This window comes from Shewanella sp. SM68, assembly GCF_025653925.1.
Classification (GTDB): domain Bacteria; phylum Pseudomonadota; class Gammaproteobacteria; order Enterobacterales; family Shewanellaceae; genus Shewanella; species Shewanella oncorhynchi.
Window position 1 is genome coordinate 383,365 of the sequence record NZ_JAKKRU010000001.1, and the last position, 15,204, is coordinate 398,568.

A 15,204-nucleotide genomic window follows, 5' to 3' on the forward strand; every position below is an offset into this window, starting at 1 on the left:
GCAGCGGAAACCTGCGTAAGGTTTCAAGAGGGAAAACGGCATAATACCAAACTAGGTCGCAGAATATCGGAAAAGTTCGCCCCGAAAACAGCATAAACACCGACTAACACCCAAATGGGGGGAACTCTATGTCCCCCAACCCGCCAAGCCTGTTATAACCAAGTGCACGGAATAATTTTCAAACAAAGATGTAGGTTAAATCACTTCAAGCAACGGCTCTAACCCTGGCGCCGTTTTAGTCGGCACAAACTCTATCACCTCAAACTCAGCGACATCGGCAATGCAGAAAGGATCTTGCTGCAAAATAGCCTCTAGCGCCGCGCGACTTTCAGCCTTGGCGAGGATGACGCCACCGGTACGTGGCACCTTACGACCCGAGGCGACAAAAGTCCCTGCGGCATAATACTCATCAAGATAAGCAATATGGGCGGCTAAATGTAACTCCACTTCTGCAATTGGCTTTTTATAGGTAAGCGAGACAACAAACATAGGGATCCTTTAATCAACTGAAAAAATTTAAAATAATCGAACGAAAAACACTTAATCTGGCGATCATCATAAGCTAAGTACCTATCTGATCCCACCATATCTAGGCTGGCTATTATCATAGTGCAGAGTGCGCGACTTTCGAGTCAAGCTATCGGCATCCGTACTGGATATTGATTGCATGCTGACTCTGATTAAGTGCATTGAACTCGCCGTCAGTTATGCTGCGGTTGATTTTATCACTCAGTTAACATCCGCAATAACAATACCCTTTTTTCTAAAAAATAATGCAATGACTGATCATCAAGTATTCCAACAAGATTAGAGAGTTATTTGAGCATTCCAGCAAGCCTATGACTATTGATAAACCGTCTAGATGCGTTACACCTATGTTTCCATCCAGTTACTAAGCCATGATGAATACGTATGTAAGCAGTTGTGCAAAAATCTACGCCGAGGCTACTATAAATCCGCTCGTTTCACCCTCTGCTTGTGGGGTTTGAAATCTGTGAGGTCGTTTCTGATAGGGTTATATACAAGGATTGCTATCAGGCTTAAGTTCTTTCTGCTGACTGGCTTTAGGCCACTCACTTGGGCTAACCCCTTTGAATTAAGGTGTTAGCCCAAATTTGAAATGAATTTATCGGCGAATATGCTTCTGAGGGAGGAGTATATTCGCCATTTTTTCACAGAGTACACTCATTCATGGCATGCGCGAAACTACCATGAATAAGCCATGAATCTGACTCTTAGCTTTTATTGTATGCTCTTGGCTGTGATGAAATAGCTCACCACATAAAAGCAAAGTACAGTGCCAATCCATTGCTAGGCAAAACAATTAAAACAATAAGCACTCAAGGCAGAACGACTGCCGGCAACAGAAAGGAAGTTCAATGTCTTCGAATTACCAGCAAGATCCCCATCAAGCCGCAGCGCCTCAGTTGCCGCATGCATTCAAGCAACAACCTGAGTTGAGTTTCTGGCAAATTTTTAATATGTGTTTCGGTTTTTTAGGCATTCAATTTGGGTTTGCCCTGCAAAATGCCAACGTCAGCCGCATTTTTCAAACCTTAGGGGCTTCTATCGATGAAATTCCCATACTGTGGATTGCCGCACCACTGACGGGTTTATTGGTTCAACCTATTATTGGTTATTTGAGTGATAACACCTGGGGACGCCTTGGCCGTCGCCGCCCCTATTTTTTGATTGGCGCGATTTTTACTACCCTTGCCATTTTTATCATGCCGCACTCGCCTACTCTGTGGATTGCCGCAGGCATGTTATGGATTATGGATGCCTCGATCAACATCGCCATGGAGCCGTTTCGCGCCTTCGTCGGTGACAATTTACCGAAAAGCCAACGTACCCAAGGCTATGCCATGCAAAGCTTTTTCATCGGCATTGGCGCTGTGGTCGCTTCGGCCTTACCCTATATTTTGACTCACTTTTTTGATGTTGCGAATACTGCACCAGCAGGTGAAATTGCCGATTCAGTACGTTATGCCTTCTATTTTGGCGGCACAGTATTATTGCTCGCCGTCAGTTGGACTGTCGTATCGTCAAGAGAATATTCCCCTGAAGAATTAGCCAGCTTTAACGCAAAACAAGTCAATGCTGAAGATCAAACCTTAGCCCGCACTCGTACCCGCAAGGATTATCAATTTGCCTCCTTCGTGTGGATGGGTCTCGGCGCCCTGCTCACCTTCACTATTTGGGCGCAGGATTTAGATAAACAACTGTATATCTTAAGCTTAGGGATTTTCGCCTTTGGCCCATTACAACTATATTGCGCGCTGCGTTTGGGCAATTCACAACCCGCTGAACGCAATAAGCTCGGCATGGTATTTAGCGTGGTCGATGACTTGTTCCATATGCCCAAAGCCATGCATCAACTGGCGATCGTGCAGTTTTTCTCTTGGTTCGCACTGTTTGCCATGTGGATTTACACCACTGCCGCCGTGACTTCTTACCATTTTGGCAGCAGCGATGTGTTGTCCCAAGCTTATAACGACGGCGCAGATTGGGTCGGCGTACTGTTCGCCTCCTACAATGGTTTTGCCGCCATTGCCGCGATTTTTATTCCTATGCTGGCTAAGCGTATTGGCATCAAGCTGACCCACACAGTCAATATGTTCTGTGGTGGTATAGGTTTGATTAGTTTCTTTTTTATTAAAGACCCAAGCCTGTTATGGCTGCCTATGATAGGTGTCGGTATCGCGTGGGCGTCAATTTTATCTGTGCCCTACGCCATGTTGTCGGGCATGTTACCCCCGCAAAAAATGGGCGTTTACATGGGGATTTTTAACTTCTTCATCGTGATCCCGCAGCTTCTTGCCGCCAGTGTGCTGGGTTTAGTGCTCAATGGTCTGTTCGATGGTCAACCTATTTATGCACTGATCACAGGTGGCGTCTTGATGATGTGTGCAGGCATTGCCGTATTATTTGTCGACCAAGACATTGTCGAACAAAATAACTCAAATAATCAAAGTGAAGCGATGAACCGCAAGACCCACTTAATCACGAAAGCCACAAGCAAATTAACACATAAAAGTTAGCTCTTTATAACAGCGATACACATTAGGCGACATGCAGCAATGCATGTTAAGCGCGGTGAATTCGGTCATTTGGCTAATCACAGCAGCATAAAATATCTTTATCAATTTCAATCACTATAAAAATAAAACCATTATTTGGGGAGAACGAGATGGAATCGAGTCCTACGCCGCAGCAGGATCTGCACACCAACCAAAACCGTCACACACAAGCGTTAACAAAGCGCAGCCGCCTAGCGCTTGCCGTCGCCGCAAGTCTATTAGGGACAATAGGATTCACAGCCTGTTCACCCACATCGAATTCAGCAACAACTGCCACAAGTGTGAATGCAGCGCCAAGTGTGCAGCAGGTTGCGCCCGGCGCACCAGGTAAAGCGCCGACTTGGGCATTTTCGGGTAAAACTGGTATTGGGACGTCTTACGAGCCTTATACCCAAGGTCAATATCAAGATGCCAAGCAAAATCCCATTAGCCGCGTTTGGTTCTCCCTCGCCCAAGGTATTTTAACCGAAACCATGTATGGTCTTATCCATAATGCGCAGCTCAAAGAACTGCAATTTGTGGTCACAGGTAATGGCTTTGTCGATACCGAAAAAGAGAACACCATCAGCAGCATAGAATATTTAGATACCGATGCTAACGGTCGCCCGCAATCCCTTGCCTATAAAATTATCAATAAAGATGTTGAAGGTAAGTATCAGATTGAAAAGCATATCTTTACCGATCCAGACCGCGACACTTTGATGATGCGTGTCACCTTTACCGCCTTTGAAGATGGCATTACACCGCATTTGTATGTCAATCCGCATATCGACAATGCGGGCGCCAATGATATCGGCCGCATCGACACTCATACTGACAGTCATGCCAACACTCATGCTAATAATCAGGCGCTGGTGGCCTATACCGCCGCCAAAGACAGTAGCGTAATGACGGTAAAATCCGATCTGAATTTTGTGCAGGCTACGACTGGCTTTGTCGGTGTCTCCGATGGCCTAGCCGATTTGGCCGATAACGGCAAACTCGATACGCCCTATCAAACGACCAGTGCGCAAGATAAATCGACCGTTGGCAATATCGCCTTTACCGCGAGTTACCCTACGCTTATCAAAGCCAAACCCGTCACTTTTAATCTCGCCATCGGTTTTGGTAAAGATGAAACACAGAGTTTAGCCAATGCCGATGCCAGCTTAGCCGCAGGTTATGATGCTGTGCTCAGCAAATACAACACCGGCTGGCACGATTACTTAAACTCACTGTCCGCCATTGCTAACATGGCTAACAACACCACAGATAGCGGCAAGCTGCTGTATACCAGCGCTATGGTCTTGAAAGCGCAGGAAGATAAAACCTATGCGGGCGCACTTATCGCCTCGTTATCTAATCCTTGGGGCGATACGGTTTCGGCAGCCGTGCCGAGCACTGGCTATAAGGCGGTATGGCCGCGCGACTTTTACCAATGCGCCATGGCATTCCTCGCCATGGGTGACACGCAAACGCCCAAAGTGGCCTTCGAATACCTGAAAAAAGTGCAAGTGACCGAAAAGACGCCTGGCTTTACGGGTACGCCCGGTTGGTTCCTGCAAAAGACCCATGTGGATGGCCAAATTGAATGGGTCGGCGTGCAGCTCGATCAAACCGCCATGCCTATCATGCTCGGCTGGAAACTCTGGCAAGCGGGTGTACTCACCCCTGATGAGATCAGTCACTGGTATCAAGAGATGCTCAAAGGTGCAGCGGACTTCTTGATCAGTGGCGGTGAGGTCAATCTGGATTGGAATCACACCCAAATCACCCCACCTAAAACTCAGCAAGAACGTTGGGAAGAACAAGCGGGTTACTCCCCCTCGACAACGGCTGCCGTGATCGCCGGTCTTGTTGCCGCGAGTGAAATTGCCAAAGAAGCTAAAGATATTACTTCAAGCGCCCGTTATCTTACCGCCGCCAAAGACTTAAGTAATAGTTTAGAAAAACACTTAGTCACCACCCAAGGGCTATTGAAAAACAGCGCAGGCGTCAGCGCGCCCTACTATTTACGTTTAAGCCCGAATGGAGAGCCAAATACTAGCGATACACTGGCGGCAAATAACGGTAAGCAAGGTTTAGATCAACGTCAGATCCTCGATGGCGGATTTTTAGAACTAGTACGTTATGGCGTGCGCGGTACAACTGACAAGCTAATCAATCAAAGCCTTCAACTGATTGATAATACAGAGCTTGAGCACAACCTACGCCTTAAATACGAGTTTACCGCCAAAGATGGCAGCACTATCCCAGGCTTTAGACGTTATGGCAACGACGGTTACGGCGAGGATACGGTTACTGGCAAAAACTATGCGGAATCTGGCAGCAACAGCGCCGATCAACGCGGCCGAGTCTGGCCCTTCTTCACCGGCGAGCGTGGTCATTTTGAATTAGCACTCGCCCAAGCAAAAGGCGAGCTAACAGGCAATAACGCGCAGCAAACCAAGCAGCAGTTAATCAACACCTATGTGCAAGGCATGGAAACCTTTGCGAATGCGGGCATGATGTTACCCGAGCAAGCGTGGGACGGTGTCGGCGATGCCACCCGCTATCATTACCAACTCGGACAAGGCACCAACTCTGCCACACCGCTTGCCTGGACCCATGCCGAATACATCAAACTGGTGCGCTCAATGACCGATGGCCAAGTCTGGGATTATTACCCTATCGTCCCAGCGGCATTGAAATGACAAGTTGAAATAGCCAATTAAAATAGCGCATTAGCTTAACGATACTTTGATAAATTGAAGGCTAGAACAGCATCCTAGATGTTGTTCTAGCTTTTTATAGACGGTTTTATGATGCCTGATTTAGCGCCCGCTTTTCATAGGCTTATGCTGCGGGTAATCTTGCGGCGTGCAACCAAATTGCATTTTAAAGGCGGCACTGAAACTGCTGACACTCAAATAACCTAAACTATGGGCCACCATAGTCGTGCTCTCCCCTTGGCTTAAGCTCTCAAGCGAATTTAACAAACGAAATCTTTGTCGCCATTGTCGATAAGTAAGCCCAGTTTCAGCTTTGAATAGTCGCTCAATCGTTCTCACACTCGCGCCGCCCATTTCGGCTAACTCGGTCAGTGAGTAACTCACTTTTGGACGTCGGATCAGCGTTTGGATCAAGCGGCTGAGTCTTGGATCTGAGCCTGCGGGTAAATGGGCATCCAGACTGTCCAGAGTTTGGAGCTCATCGATGGCAACCAAACCCAGCCGATGCAGTTGTCCACTGTCCATAAGATGTGAACTTTCACAAAGTTTAAGCACTAATTCGCGCATCAACGCTGTCATAGTCACCATCACCACTTGCGTATCCTGTGGCCTAACGCCATAGCTAGGGTCAATATAAATATTGCGAGTATGGGCGTGGGTTTCACTGTTCACTTGATGGGGCAGATTGCAAGGGATCCAAACGGCATGGGTTGAGGGTACCACCCAGACGGCATTTTCACTGCGAACACGTAACAAACCTTTGGCGGCCCAAAGTAGCTGACCCCGCGGGTGCGAGTGAGGTTCGATGCCCGCTTCCGCCGCCATATTGCGAGTATGGGTCAGCACGGGCCGATTGGCATCTATGATAAACGCCGCATCACTGGGTGTTAACAATGTCGCTTTAGGAACATACTTTGACATATTACCTTCTTAAAACGCCAAACCAAGTCAGTTATCTTAGTAGGCATCTTTTACGTATTCAACCCAATAGGTCGGTAAACATGAAACGTTTTATTGGCGTTAAACAGCTAGCGTTTTTCAGTGCACTGTTGATCGCTACTTTACTTGCGCTTTTTCCGCTAAGTCAGCATCCCGCGGTGTTTTCCTACAGCGCAGGCGTAGTGTTAGTGACCTTGATGTTTTGGAGCACAGGTTTCTTCCCGCCCTTTATGGCGGGGTTAATCTTTTTTGCCCTTGCCACCATTTTTAAACTCATTGAGCCGAGTATACTTTTCTCCGGATTCGGCTCAACTGCGGTGTGGTTAATCATTTCAGGGTTTGTGATCGGCAGTGCAATCACTCAGTCAGGTTTAAGTCGCAGAATGGCCAGTTTGATTGCCCCAATACTGACCACAAGTTATCCACGCTTAATTGCGGGTTTGGTCTTTAGTGCCGTGCTGCTTGGCTTTGTGATGCCCTCATCCGTTGGCCGTGCAGTGGTACTGGTGCCTATTGGTATGGCGTTAGCCAAGCAAGTCGGTTTTGCTCGTGGTAGCCATGGGCGGATAGGCATTGCGACCGCCTTGGCACTGGCGTGTAACATGCCCAGTTTTGCCGTGTTGCCCGCGAATATTCCCAACATGATATTAGCGGGTTCCAGTGAGAATCTATTCAATATCCACTTTGGTTATACTGAGTATCTCTTATTGCATTTTCCAATCCTTGGTTTACTCAAATCGATATTGATTGTGGCGCTAGTTATCTTCCTATTTCCTGCAAAAATTGATAAAAATCAGCCTGAACGCGTTATTGAAAAAGAAGCTTATAACCTTGGTATGCAAAAGAAAGTTGCACTGTTACTGGCGATTACTTTGCTCTTTTGGGTGACTGACTCGCTGCACGGCATCAACCCCGCTTGGGTAGGATTAACAACGGCTATCTTGTTATTGCTCCCAAAATGGGGAGTGCTTGAGCCTAAGAGTTTTAATAGTTCAGTGGATTTGTCGACCGTCATTTTTGTCGCGGCGGCCTTAGGTCTGGGAGCATTGGTCAATCATTCCGGGCTCGGCACTGCGCTAGGTCAACTGTTCAGTGAATGGTTACCATTGCAGCAAGGGGCATCGTTCCTGAATTTTATGTCGTTATCGTTAATCGCGACGCTAACAGGATTAGTGGCAACGGTTCCAGGCGTGCCGACTGTGTTATCCCCCATGGCAGCAGACTTTGCCAATGCAACTGGCTTCTCCACCCCTGCGGTATTAATGACGCAGGTGATCGGTTTCTCAACCGTGATTTTTCCTTATCAGGTGGCTCCTTTGATTTTGGCGATGCAATTATCCCAAGAGCCATTAACTAAACTACTTCGCATCACCTTACCTCTAGCGGCAATAACTCTAGTTGCACTCATGCCACTGGATTATTTATGGTGGCTATGGCTCGGTTGGATAGCCTAAACCCTCACCATTGGCGGTATTCATGCCGCCAATGGTGGATTTTAGAGCGGTTATATCAAGAACTCACAAGGCCCACGTCCAAAGCGCGATGCTCAGGTGACTGAGTAAAACTCAATTACTTGATCTTGAGTTGGTAAACACTCGTGGTGCCACTAACTTCATTGCCTATTATTAACAAAGGATTACCGTTAGGGCTTTTATCGGCACTGACAAATTTCATCCCTTCTGGTCCCAAATCACCCGCCAATGTTGCATCACCTTTGACTGCACCTGTAGCGGTATCGACAACGAAGTCAGCTTCAAAATCACGGTTCACAACATAGTCGACAAAATGCACATCAAAAGGATTAGTCACGTCATAGATCATAAAGCCAGAGGTACGTTCTAAACCAACAAAGGCATATAGTCGTTGACCAATTTGGCCTAGGGCTAAAGCTTCTGGCTCTGGCCCCTTGTCATCACTGCGACTATCACCTTTATTTTCTTCGTTGTTATTGTTGAACTTATCCCCCAGTAGTGCGGCGGTAATACGTTCAAAATCACTGCCACTGTCAAACACTTGCTGGCCATCAGCATTCCAAATCGAGAAGGAACGAGCACCAAAGCTCACGACTTTGTCGTAGTCGCCATCCTTATCATCGTCCCCCATGCTCTTCGTTACCTTAAGACGCGCTAATTGGGTTTTATCTTTTGCGGCGGCAAATTGTGGGTGATTCGGGTCGAGCACTAAATCCCCTGCGCGGGTTTCTTCCGAAAAAGCCGCATAGTCACGGGAATCTCCTTCATTCGCAGTTACAATAAAGTCAGTGTTATTCCAACGGTAGCTAGCAAGGGTATCGGGTTGATACAGACCGTACACCCCTGTGTAGCTTTGCAGGTTAACAAGATTATCTTTGTCACTCGCATCAATTTTATTCACACCAAGCCCGTAATCTTTAAGGCCTAGCGGTAAAATCTTAGAGACTTTCGCATTGGCGATATCAATCACGGCAATAGCATTGTTCTCTTGTAAACTGACAAATGCACGGCGGTTATCTTGGCTAATGGCGATATATTCAGGTTCTAAATCCTGCGCCACACTCGCCATTGGACCATTAATTTTAATGTCAGCAGTGATTTCACTTGCACGCGCACCGCCCTGATTAAACGCACTAAAATTTATGATGGTCGCAGTAGCTGCGGGCTTACCGTCAGTAATAGCAATCAGCGCAACACTGCCTTCAGGATCTAAGGTATAAGCAGGATTAGGTTCGCCTTCATTGGCCACGAGTAAGGTTTTACCGTCGTGGGTGAACACTACATTATCGGGTAAAGCACCGACTTCGACGGCGCTGATAAACTGCGGAGCATCTGTGCCATTAAGCTGATAAAAAGCTACAAAACCATTGGCTTGAGTTTTATTGCCTGCAGCGTCACCACGCTCAATGGCAGCCGCTAACAAGTTGCCTGAAATACTCACGCTGTTAACGCTACCCATAAAGGCTTGACCCACATCCTTAGCAACATCGAGTTCTGCTAATTTGTCGAGATTATTCAATGCTAAAGGATCTGTGGCGTTTGATGAGGTCCCTAATAAGCTGCCATCTATGATGTCAACTTTGCCGCTGATCGCATTAACCACAAAAATACGGTTAGATGCACTGTGATATTCAACGATTTCGGCGGCACTTAAGCCATAAACGCCAGTCTGATGACGACCAATTAACTCAGCTTTTAAGCTTGCAGTTTGTGGCTGGCAAACATATTGGGTTTGCGCGACCGCAATTTCATTGTCATCCAATTGTCCATTATGGTTGGCATCTAATCCGGTATCGATTCGCTGACCACCGGCGGGACAATTTGCATCACCGATAGTTAATGCGGTCACTTTAACCAGTGAATTTAGGCCGTTGTCGCCTTTATCACCTGCAGCGCCATCATCACCGCTGCAAGCACCGAGTAATAAGCTCGCCATAATGGCGGCTGCAAGCGGGAGTCGTTGTGTTTTCATCGTGTCATTCCTGAATATTTTATTTTTAGTAAGGTGAAGCTAAAGCCCACTAAATTAGTCAGCATAAAAGACACCTAGATGACAAAGCAGTGACACTCAGATGACAACTAACACTTTTGAATGAAGCATATTGGAGGATAACGGCTCGAGCCGCCAAGGTTATGCCTCGATTATCGAGACTTGCTACTTAGTTACAATTTAATCGGTAAAATACGGTAAAGAAATCATCGCAAAGATTGGTTTATTTGTCCTAGCGCTTTACTATGCTATTGCTTAATGCCTTACCGTGAAAATTGATCGAAGCACAATTCACTTTTCCCCAAACACTGCCAATTAGCGCAAGATGCTGGCTAAAAATGGACGGATTAGAGTGAATTGTCCTAGTACAATTTAAACCACGCCGCATAACCCTGAGAAATACGCTTTCAATTCTTTCGCCACCCGAGGTAACAGTGGACCCACAATCACAACCTTCTGCCCATAACGGTAGACGTATACCGAATTTAGCACTGCTTATTCCCATGCTAGCGGCGATTGTCGCGATCACACCATTAGCCATCGACATGTACTTACCTGCGATGTCGACATTGGCCCTTAGTTTTCATACCGATATCACAACAGTGCAACAGTCCCTGAGTATCTACTTAGCAGGTTATGCACTGGGCATGTTGTGTTTCGGTCCCTTAGCTGACCGCATTGGCCGTCGCCCTATGGTGATAATGGGGCTGAGTGGCTTTATGCTAACCAGTTTACTGATTGGTTTTGCTGGTCAAGTCGAAGTCTTTCTTGGGCTACGCTTTTTGCAGGCCTTTATCGGCGCAGCAGCGACTGTGGTGGTACCGGGATACATCAAAGAAGTCTATGGCGATAATACCGCCAAAGGTATGTCTTACGTGAGTTTAATCATGATGTTAGCGCCATTACTGGCCCCTAGTATTGGCAGCGTGATCCTCGAGCTCGGTGATTGGCATTTAATCTTCTTCATTCAATCTGCCTATGCCGCAACCCTGTTATTACTCGTGCTGTTTGCGCTAAAAATGCCCAGCGATAAAGATATGGATACCCGCAGCCAAAAATCGTTTCTTGGTGCCTATGCGACCGTATTTTCCCGACCTGGCGTTAAGTTAAACATTGCCAGCGGCGTGTTAACGTCTTTTGCGTTTTTCTGTTATCTCACCGCATCACCCTTCGTTTATATGGAAGTCTTTGCCTTAGATAAATCCTATTTTGCCATCTTGTTTAGCACCAACGTTGGCGCCTTGATGTTGGCCAATATCATTAATACTCGCATTGTCGGCCGCTATGGTTCGCTGCGTATGTTGCACGTATCGACCTTTTTTGGCGCTATTGCGGGAGCTGGTTTATTAACCGTCAACCTACTGGATATGAGCTATCATTTTACCGTGATCATGCTTATTCCTTTGATGGGCAGCCTAGGGGTGATGTCGGTCAACGCCGATGCGATAGTGCTGATGAAGTTCAAACAAGAAACCGGAACGGCAACAGCGGTTATTGGCACCTTAAGATTTGGCTGTGGCGCGTTAGCGGGGCCGTTATTAGCGGTGTTCTATGATGGCACAGCAGTGCCCTTCTCCGCCCTCATGTTAGGCTCTATTGCGTTAGTCGGCATTTGCCAATTCAATCGTCCAAAGCATCAAATACAGCCGACGATTTAAGGATCTATTTTTAAGAAATCATGGATGCCAATGCCTCATCTACAACACATGTTTGATCGCATAAAACAGCGCATTGGCTTTCACTAATGTAGCAAATAAGTAATATTTAATCGCAACAGTTAAGTATCTGCTTATCTAACGTCCCACACCAAAACGGCACTTTTAGTGCCGTTTTTGCTTTTTAAACATCTAACAATCTGAAAAATATAAGATAAGTCCATAAATCAGCCTAGATTACTTGGCGATTCCAGCAAGTTCTCCACCCATTCAAACGTGAAATTGTTTCAAGTTGGTTACTTTTTACATAAAAGGCTTGAAATGTTGTTTTTTTTGAATATGATGAAATTCTGTTCATTGCAACAGTTGCTGCATCCTAAGGATGAATCACTTGTCTTCTACGAAGTCAGTTCAGCATTTCGGAGTCTGAATTACCCTTCAGGCTTAATTTTTAGAGCGATTACCGTCGCTGTAACAAAATACTGTTTACCGTAACGGTACTATGCAATAGGAGTTCCACATGGAGATGTTATCCGGCGCCAGCATGATAGTGCGTTCTTTGATTGATGAAGGCGTAAAGCACATTTTTGGCTATCCTGGCGGTTCAGTTTTAGATATCTACGATGCCCTGCACGTTATCCCAGGTATTGAACACATACTCGTTCGCCACGAACAAGCCGCCGTACACATGGCCGATGGCTACGCCCGCGCCACGGGTAAAGTGGGTGTGGTATTAGTCACTTCAGGACCCGGTGCCACCAACGCGATTACCGGTATTGCCACCGCCTACATGGACTCTATTCCCCTCGTCGTATTATCGGGTCAAGTACCGAGCAACCTTATCGGTAATGACGCCTTCCAAGAATGCGATATGATCGGCATCTCTCGTCCAGTGGTCAAACATAGCTTTTTAGTTAAAGATCCCACTCAAATCCCTGAAACGATAAAAAAAGCCTTTTATATTGCCTCTACCGGCCGTCCTGGGCCTGTGGTCGTCGACCTGCCAAAAGATTGCTTAAACCCAGCGCTACTGCACGAATATATTTATCCCGAAAGCGTGAAAATGCGCTCATACAACCCGACAACCTCGGGGCATAAAGGACAGATCCGTCGTGGACTACAGGCACTATTAGCGGCTAAAAAGCCTGTGCTCTATGTCGGTGGCGGCGCCATTATCTCGGGTTGTGATAAGCAAATTTTACAATTAGCTGAGAGATTAAATATTCCCGTCGTCAGCACACTTATGGGACTAGGGGCTTTTCCAAGTACCCACAAAAACAGCCTAGGCATGTTAGGGATGCACGGTCGCTACGAAGCCAACATGACAATGCATAACTGCGATTTGATCTTCGGTATTGGTGTGCGCTTCGACGATAGAACCACTAATAATGTGGAAAAATATTGCCCGAACGCGACCATTTTGCACATAGATATCGACCCCTCGTCTATTTCAAAAACTATCCACGTCGATATTCCCATCGTAGGGTCGGCCGACAGTATTTTAGACAGCATGTTGACACTGTTAGATGAATCGAACGAGCACAATGACAACGATGCCATCGCCACTTGGTGGAATGATATTGAGCAATGGCGCGGCCGCGATTGTCTGGCCTATGACAAAAACAGTGGTCGCATCAAACCACAGCAAGTGATTGAAACCTTGTATAAGCTGACCAATGGCGATGCCTATGTCGCCTCTGATGTTGGCCAGCACCAGATGTTTGCCGCCTTGTACTATCCGTTCGATAAGCCGCGCCGCTGGATCAACTCAGGGGGTCTAGGCACCATGGGGTTTGGCCTACCCGCCGCAATGGGGGTTAAAATGGCGATGCCTGATGCCACGGTTGTCTGTGTCACGGGTGATGGTTCAATCCAGATGAACATTCAAGAGCTTTCGACCGCGCTGCAATATGATACGCCGGTTAAAATTATCAACTTAAACAATCGTTTCCTTGGCATGGTTAAACAATGGCAGGACATGATTTACTCTGGCCGTCACTCACATTCCTATATGGATTCAGTACCTAATTTTGCCAAAATTGCCGAGGCCTATGGCCATGTAGGTATGACGATCAGCGATCCCGCCGAACTTGAGTCAAAAATGGCAGAAGCGCTGGCGATGAAAGACAGACTGGTCTTTATCGACATCATGGTGGATGAAACTGAGCACGTGTACCCAATGTTGATCCGTGGTGGTGCGATGAATGAAATGTGGCTGACCAAGACGGAGAAATGCTAATGCGTCGAATTATATCTGTATTATTAGAAAACCAATCCGGCGCCCTTTCTCGTGTGGTCGGTTTGTTTTCACAGCGCGGCTATAACATTGAAAGTTTAACGGTGGCGCCAACGGACGATATCACACTGTCGCGGCTTAACATCACAGTCGTTGCCGATGAAATGGTGTTAGAGCAAATAGAGAAGCAGCTACATAAACTCATCGATGTGTTAAAAGTTTCGAATATTACCGAGTCTGCTTATATTGAACGGGAATTAGCCCTTATCAAGGTCCGCGCCCAAGGCGAGTTTAGGGAAGAAGTTAAACGGATGGCGGACATTTTCCGCGGCCAAATTGTCGATGTCACCGCCAATTTATATACCATCCAAATGGTCGGCACATCAGAGAAACTCGATGCGTTTATCCATGCACTAGGTGAAGTGACTAAATTGGTCGAAGTCTCTCGCTCCGGTGTGGTGGGTTTGGCTCGCGGAGAAAAGGCCATGAAAGCGTAGCTTTCTCACGGAAATCTCGCGGACATTTTTGCGTGAACACAAAAACATCAAGGGGAGCATTATGCTCCCCTTGTTTTTAGGTGGTTACCACAGTGTCAATTATGACTGGCTGTCTAGCAAGCGCGATGAAGTGATCTCGATTTTGCGTGGTTTCAACGCTTCAGGGATTTCACGCACTAAATCAATATTGAGTAAGCCATTTTCTAAACTTGCGCCGAGCACAGTGACATAGTCTGCCAGTTGGAAAGTGCGCTCAAAACCGCGTTCCGCTATGCCTTGGTACAAGTATTTACGCTCGGTTTGGCTTTCAGCTTTGTTGCCTTTCACCAGTAATTTCTCACCCTCACTGCTGATCTCAAGTTCATTCATTGAGAATCCGGCCACGGCCATAGTAATGCGATAGCGATTTTCGCCTAATAATTCAATGTTATATGGGGGATAGCCAGTATTGCCATTATTAGCGGCGGCATGTTCTGCCAGCTGAGCTAAACGGTCAAAACCAATGGCACTACGGTACAGGGGAGCTAGATCATAATTACGCATATTCATATCCTTGTCTTAAGCAATATGGAGAATTGGCGGACGGTTTTCACGATGAAAACGCTTGTAGAGTCTGCCGAGTTAAATCTTCTGTCCTTACGGCAC

At 46.7% G+C, this 15,204-nt stretch carries 10 protein-coding genes; 6 read left to right on the forward strand and 4 right to left on the reverse strand.

From position 1 onward, the window contains the following. Positions 1–195: 195 nt before the first annotated feature. Positions 196–489, reverse strand: coding sequence for a YciI family protein (locus L5M40_RS01660; RefSeq protein WP_198572268.1), 294 nt, complete (start codon positions 487–489; stop codon positions 196–198). Between the two features lie 890 nt (positions 490–1,379). On the opposite strand from L5M40_RS01660, the gene L5M40_RS01665 reads away from it, so the two are divergent. Next, complete coding sequence (locus tag L5M40_RS01665) at positions 1,380–3,041, forward strand: MFS transporter (RefSeq protein WP_263176218.1); 1,662 nt, start codon at positions 1,380–1,382, stop codon at positions 3,039–3,041. 149 nt (positions 3,042–3,190) lie between these two features. Continuing rightward, a complete protein-coding gene (locus tag L5M40_RS01670; protein ID WP_263176219.1) occupies positions 3,191–5,752 on the forward strand; it encodes a glycoside hydrolase family 15 protein in 2,562 nt (853 codons plus the stop codon). A 120-nt stretch (positions 5,753–5,872) separates the two neighbouring features. On the opposite strand, the gene L5M40_RS01675 is transcribed toward L5M40_RS01670, so the two are convergent. Beyond that, positions 5,873–6,691 carry an AraC family transcriptional regulator gene (locus L5M40_RS01675; RefSeq protein WP_173244669.1) on the reverse strand — a complete coding sequence of 273 codons (819 nt, stop codon included), beginning with the start codon at positions 6,689–6,691 and terminating at the stop codon, positions 5,873–5,875. Positions 6,692–6,771: 80 nt separating this feature from the next. Between L5M40_RS01675 and L5M40_RS01680 the strand changes: the two genes are divergently transcribed. Next, on the forward strand, positions 6,772–8,163 hold the full coding sequence (locus L5M40_RS01680; RefSeq protein ID WP_263176220.1) for an SLC13 family permease: 1,392 nt from the start codon (positions 6,772–6,774) through the stop codon (positions 8,161–8,163). A 115-nt stretch (positions 8,164–8,278) separates the two neighbouring features. Here the strand turns inward: L5M40_RS01680 and L5M40_RS01685 are convergent, their stop codons facing one another. Further along, positions 8,279–10,153 carry a choice-of-anchor I family protein gene (locus tag L5M40_RS01685; RefSeq protein WP_263176221.1) on the reverse strand — a complete coding sequence of 625 codons (1,875 nt, stop codon included), beginning with the start codon at positions 10,151–10,153 and terminating at the stop codon, positions 8,279–8,281. Between the two features lie 452 nt (positions 10,154–10,605). On the opposite strand from L5M40_RS01685, the gene L5M40_RS01690 reads away from it, so the two are divergent. The 3 genes from L5M40_RS01690 (at position 10,606) to ilvN (ending at position 14,559) form a co-directional block, all read left to right on the forward strand. Further along, a complete protein-coding gene (locus tag L5M40_RS01690; RefSeq protein WP_263176222.1) occupies positions 10,606–11,829 on the forward strand; it encodes a multidrug effflux MFS transporter in 1,224 nt (407 codons plus the stop codon). Between the two features lie 517 nt (positions 11,830–12,346). Continuing rightward, positions 12,347–14,065 (forward strand): acetolactate synthase 3 large subunit, encoded by a 1,719-nt coding sequence (locus L5M40_RS01695; RefSeq protein ID WP_105252618.1) that lies wholly within the window; start codon positions 12,347–12,349, stop codon positions 14,063–14,065. Beyond that, positions 14,065–14,559 (forward strand): acetolactate synthase small subunit, encoded by a 495-nt coding sequence (ilvN, locus tag L5M40_RS01700; RefSeq protein WP_028759823.1) that lies wholly within the window; start codon positions 14,065–14,067, stop codon positions 14,557–14,559. Before L5M40_RS01695 ends, ilvN begins: the two co-directional genes overlap by 1 nt. A 99-nt stretch (positions 14,560–14,658) precedes the next feature. Here the strand turns inward: ilvN and L5M40_RS01705 are convergent, their stop codons facing one another. Further along, positions 14,659–15,102 (reverse strand): Hsp20 family protein, encoded by a 444-nt coding sequence (locus L5M40_RS01705; RefSeq protein ID WP_028759822.1) that lies wholly within the window; start codon positions 15,100–15,102, stop codon positions 14,659–14,661. Positions 15,103–15,204 lie beyond the last annotated feature (102 nt).

What these genes read in the sequence shown, in the direction of transcription:
- L5M40_RS01675 (WP_173244669.1), bottom strand. Translation starts at nt 6,691, where the DNA reads ATGTCAAAGTATGTTCCTAAAGCGACATTGTTAACACCCAGTGATGCG.
- L5M40_RS01665 (WP_263176218.1), top strand. Translation starts at nt 1,380, where the DNA reads ATGTCTTCGAATTACCAGCAAGATCCCCATCAAGCCGCAGCGCCTCAG.
- L5M40_RS01660 (WP_198572268.1), bottom strand. Translation starts at nt 489, where the DNA reads ATGTTTGTTGTCTCGCTTACCTATAAAAAGCCAATTGCAGAAGTGGAG.
- L5M40_RS01680 (WP_263176220.1), top strand. Translation starts at nt 6,772, where the DNA reads ATGAAACGTTTTATTGGCGTTAAACAGCTAGCGTTTTTCAGTGCACTG.
- L5M40_RS01695 (WP_105252618.1), top strand. Translation starts at nt 12,347, where the DNA reads ATGGAGATGTTATCCGGCGCCAGCATGATAGTGCGTTCTTTGATTGAT.
- L5M40_RS01685 (WP_263176221.1), bottom strand. Translation starts at nt 10,153, where the DNA reads ATGAAAACACAACGACTCCCGCTTGCAGCCGCCATTATGGCGAGCTTA.
- ilvN (WP_028759823.1), top strand. Translation starts at nt 14,065, where the DNA reads ATGCGTCGAATTATATCTGTATTATTAGAAAACCAATCCGGCGCCCTT.
- L5M40_RS01670 (WP_263176219.1), top strand. Translation starts at nt 3,191, where the DNA reads ATGGAATCGAGTCCTACGCCGCAGCAGGATCTGCACACCAACCAAAAC.
- L5M40_RS01705 (WP_028759822.1), bottom strand. Translation starts at nt 15,102, where the DNA reads ATGCGTAATTATGATCTAGCTCCCCTGTACCGTAGTGCCATTGGTTTT.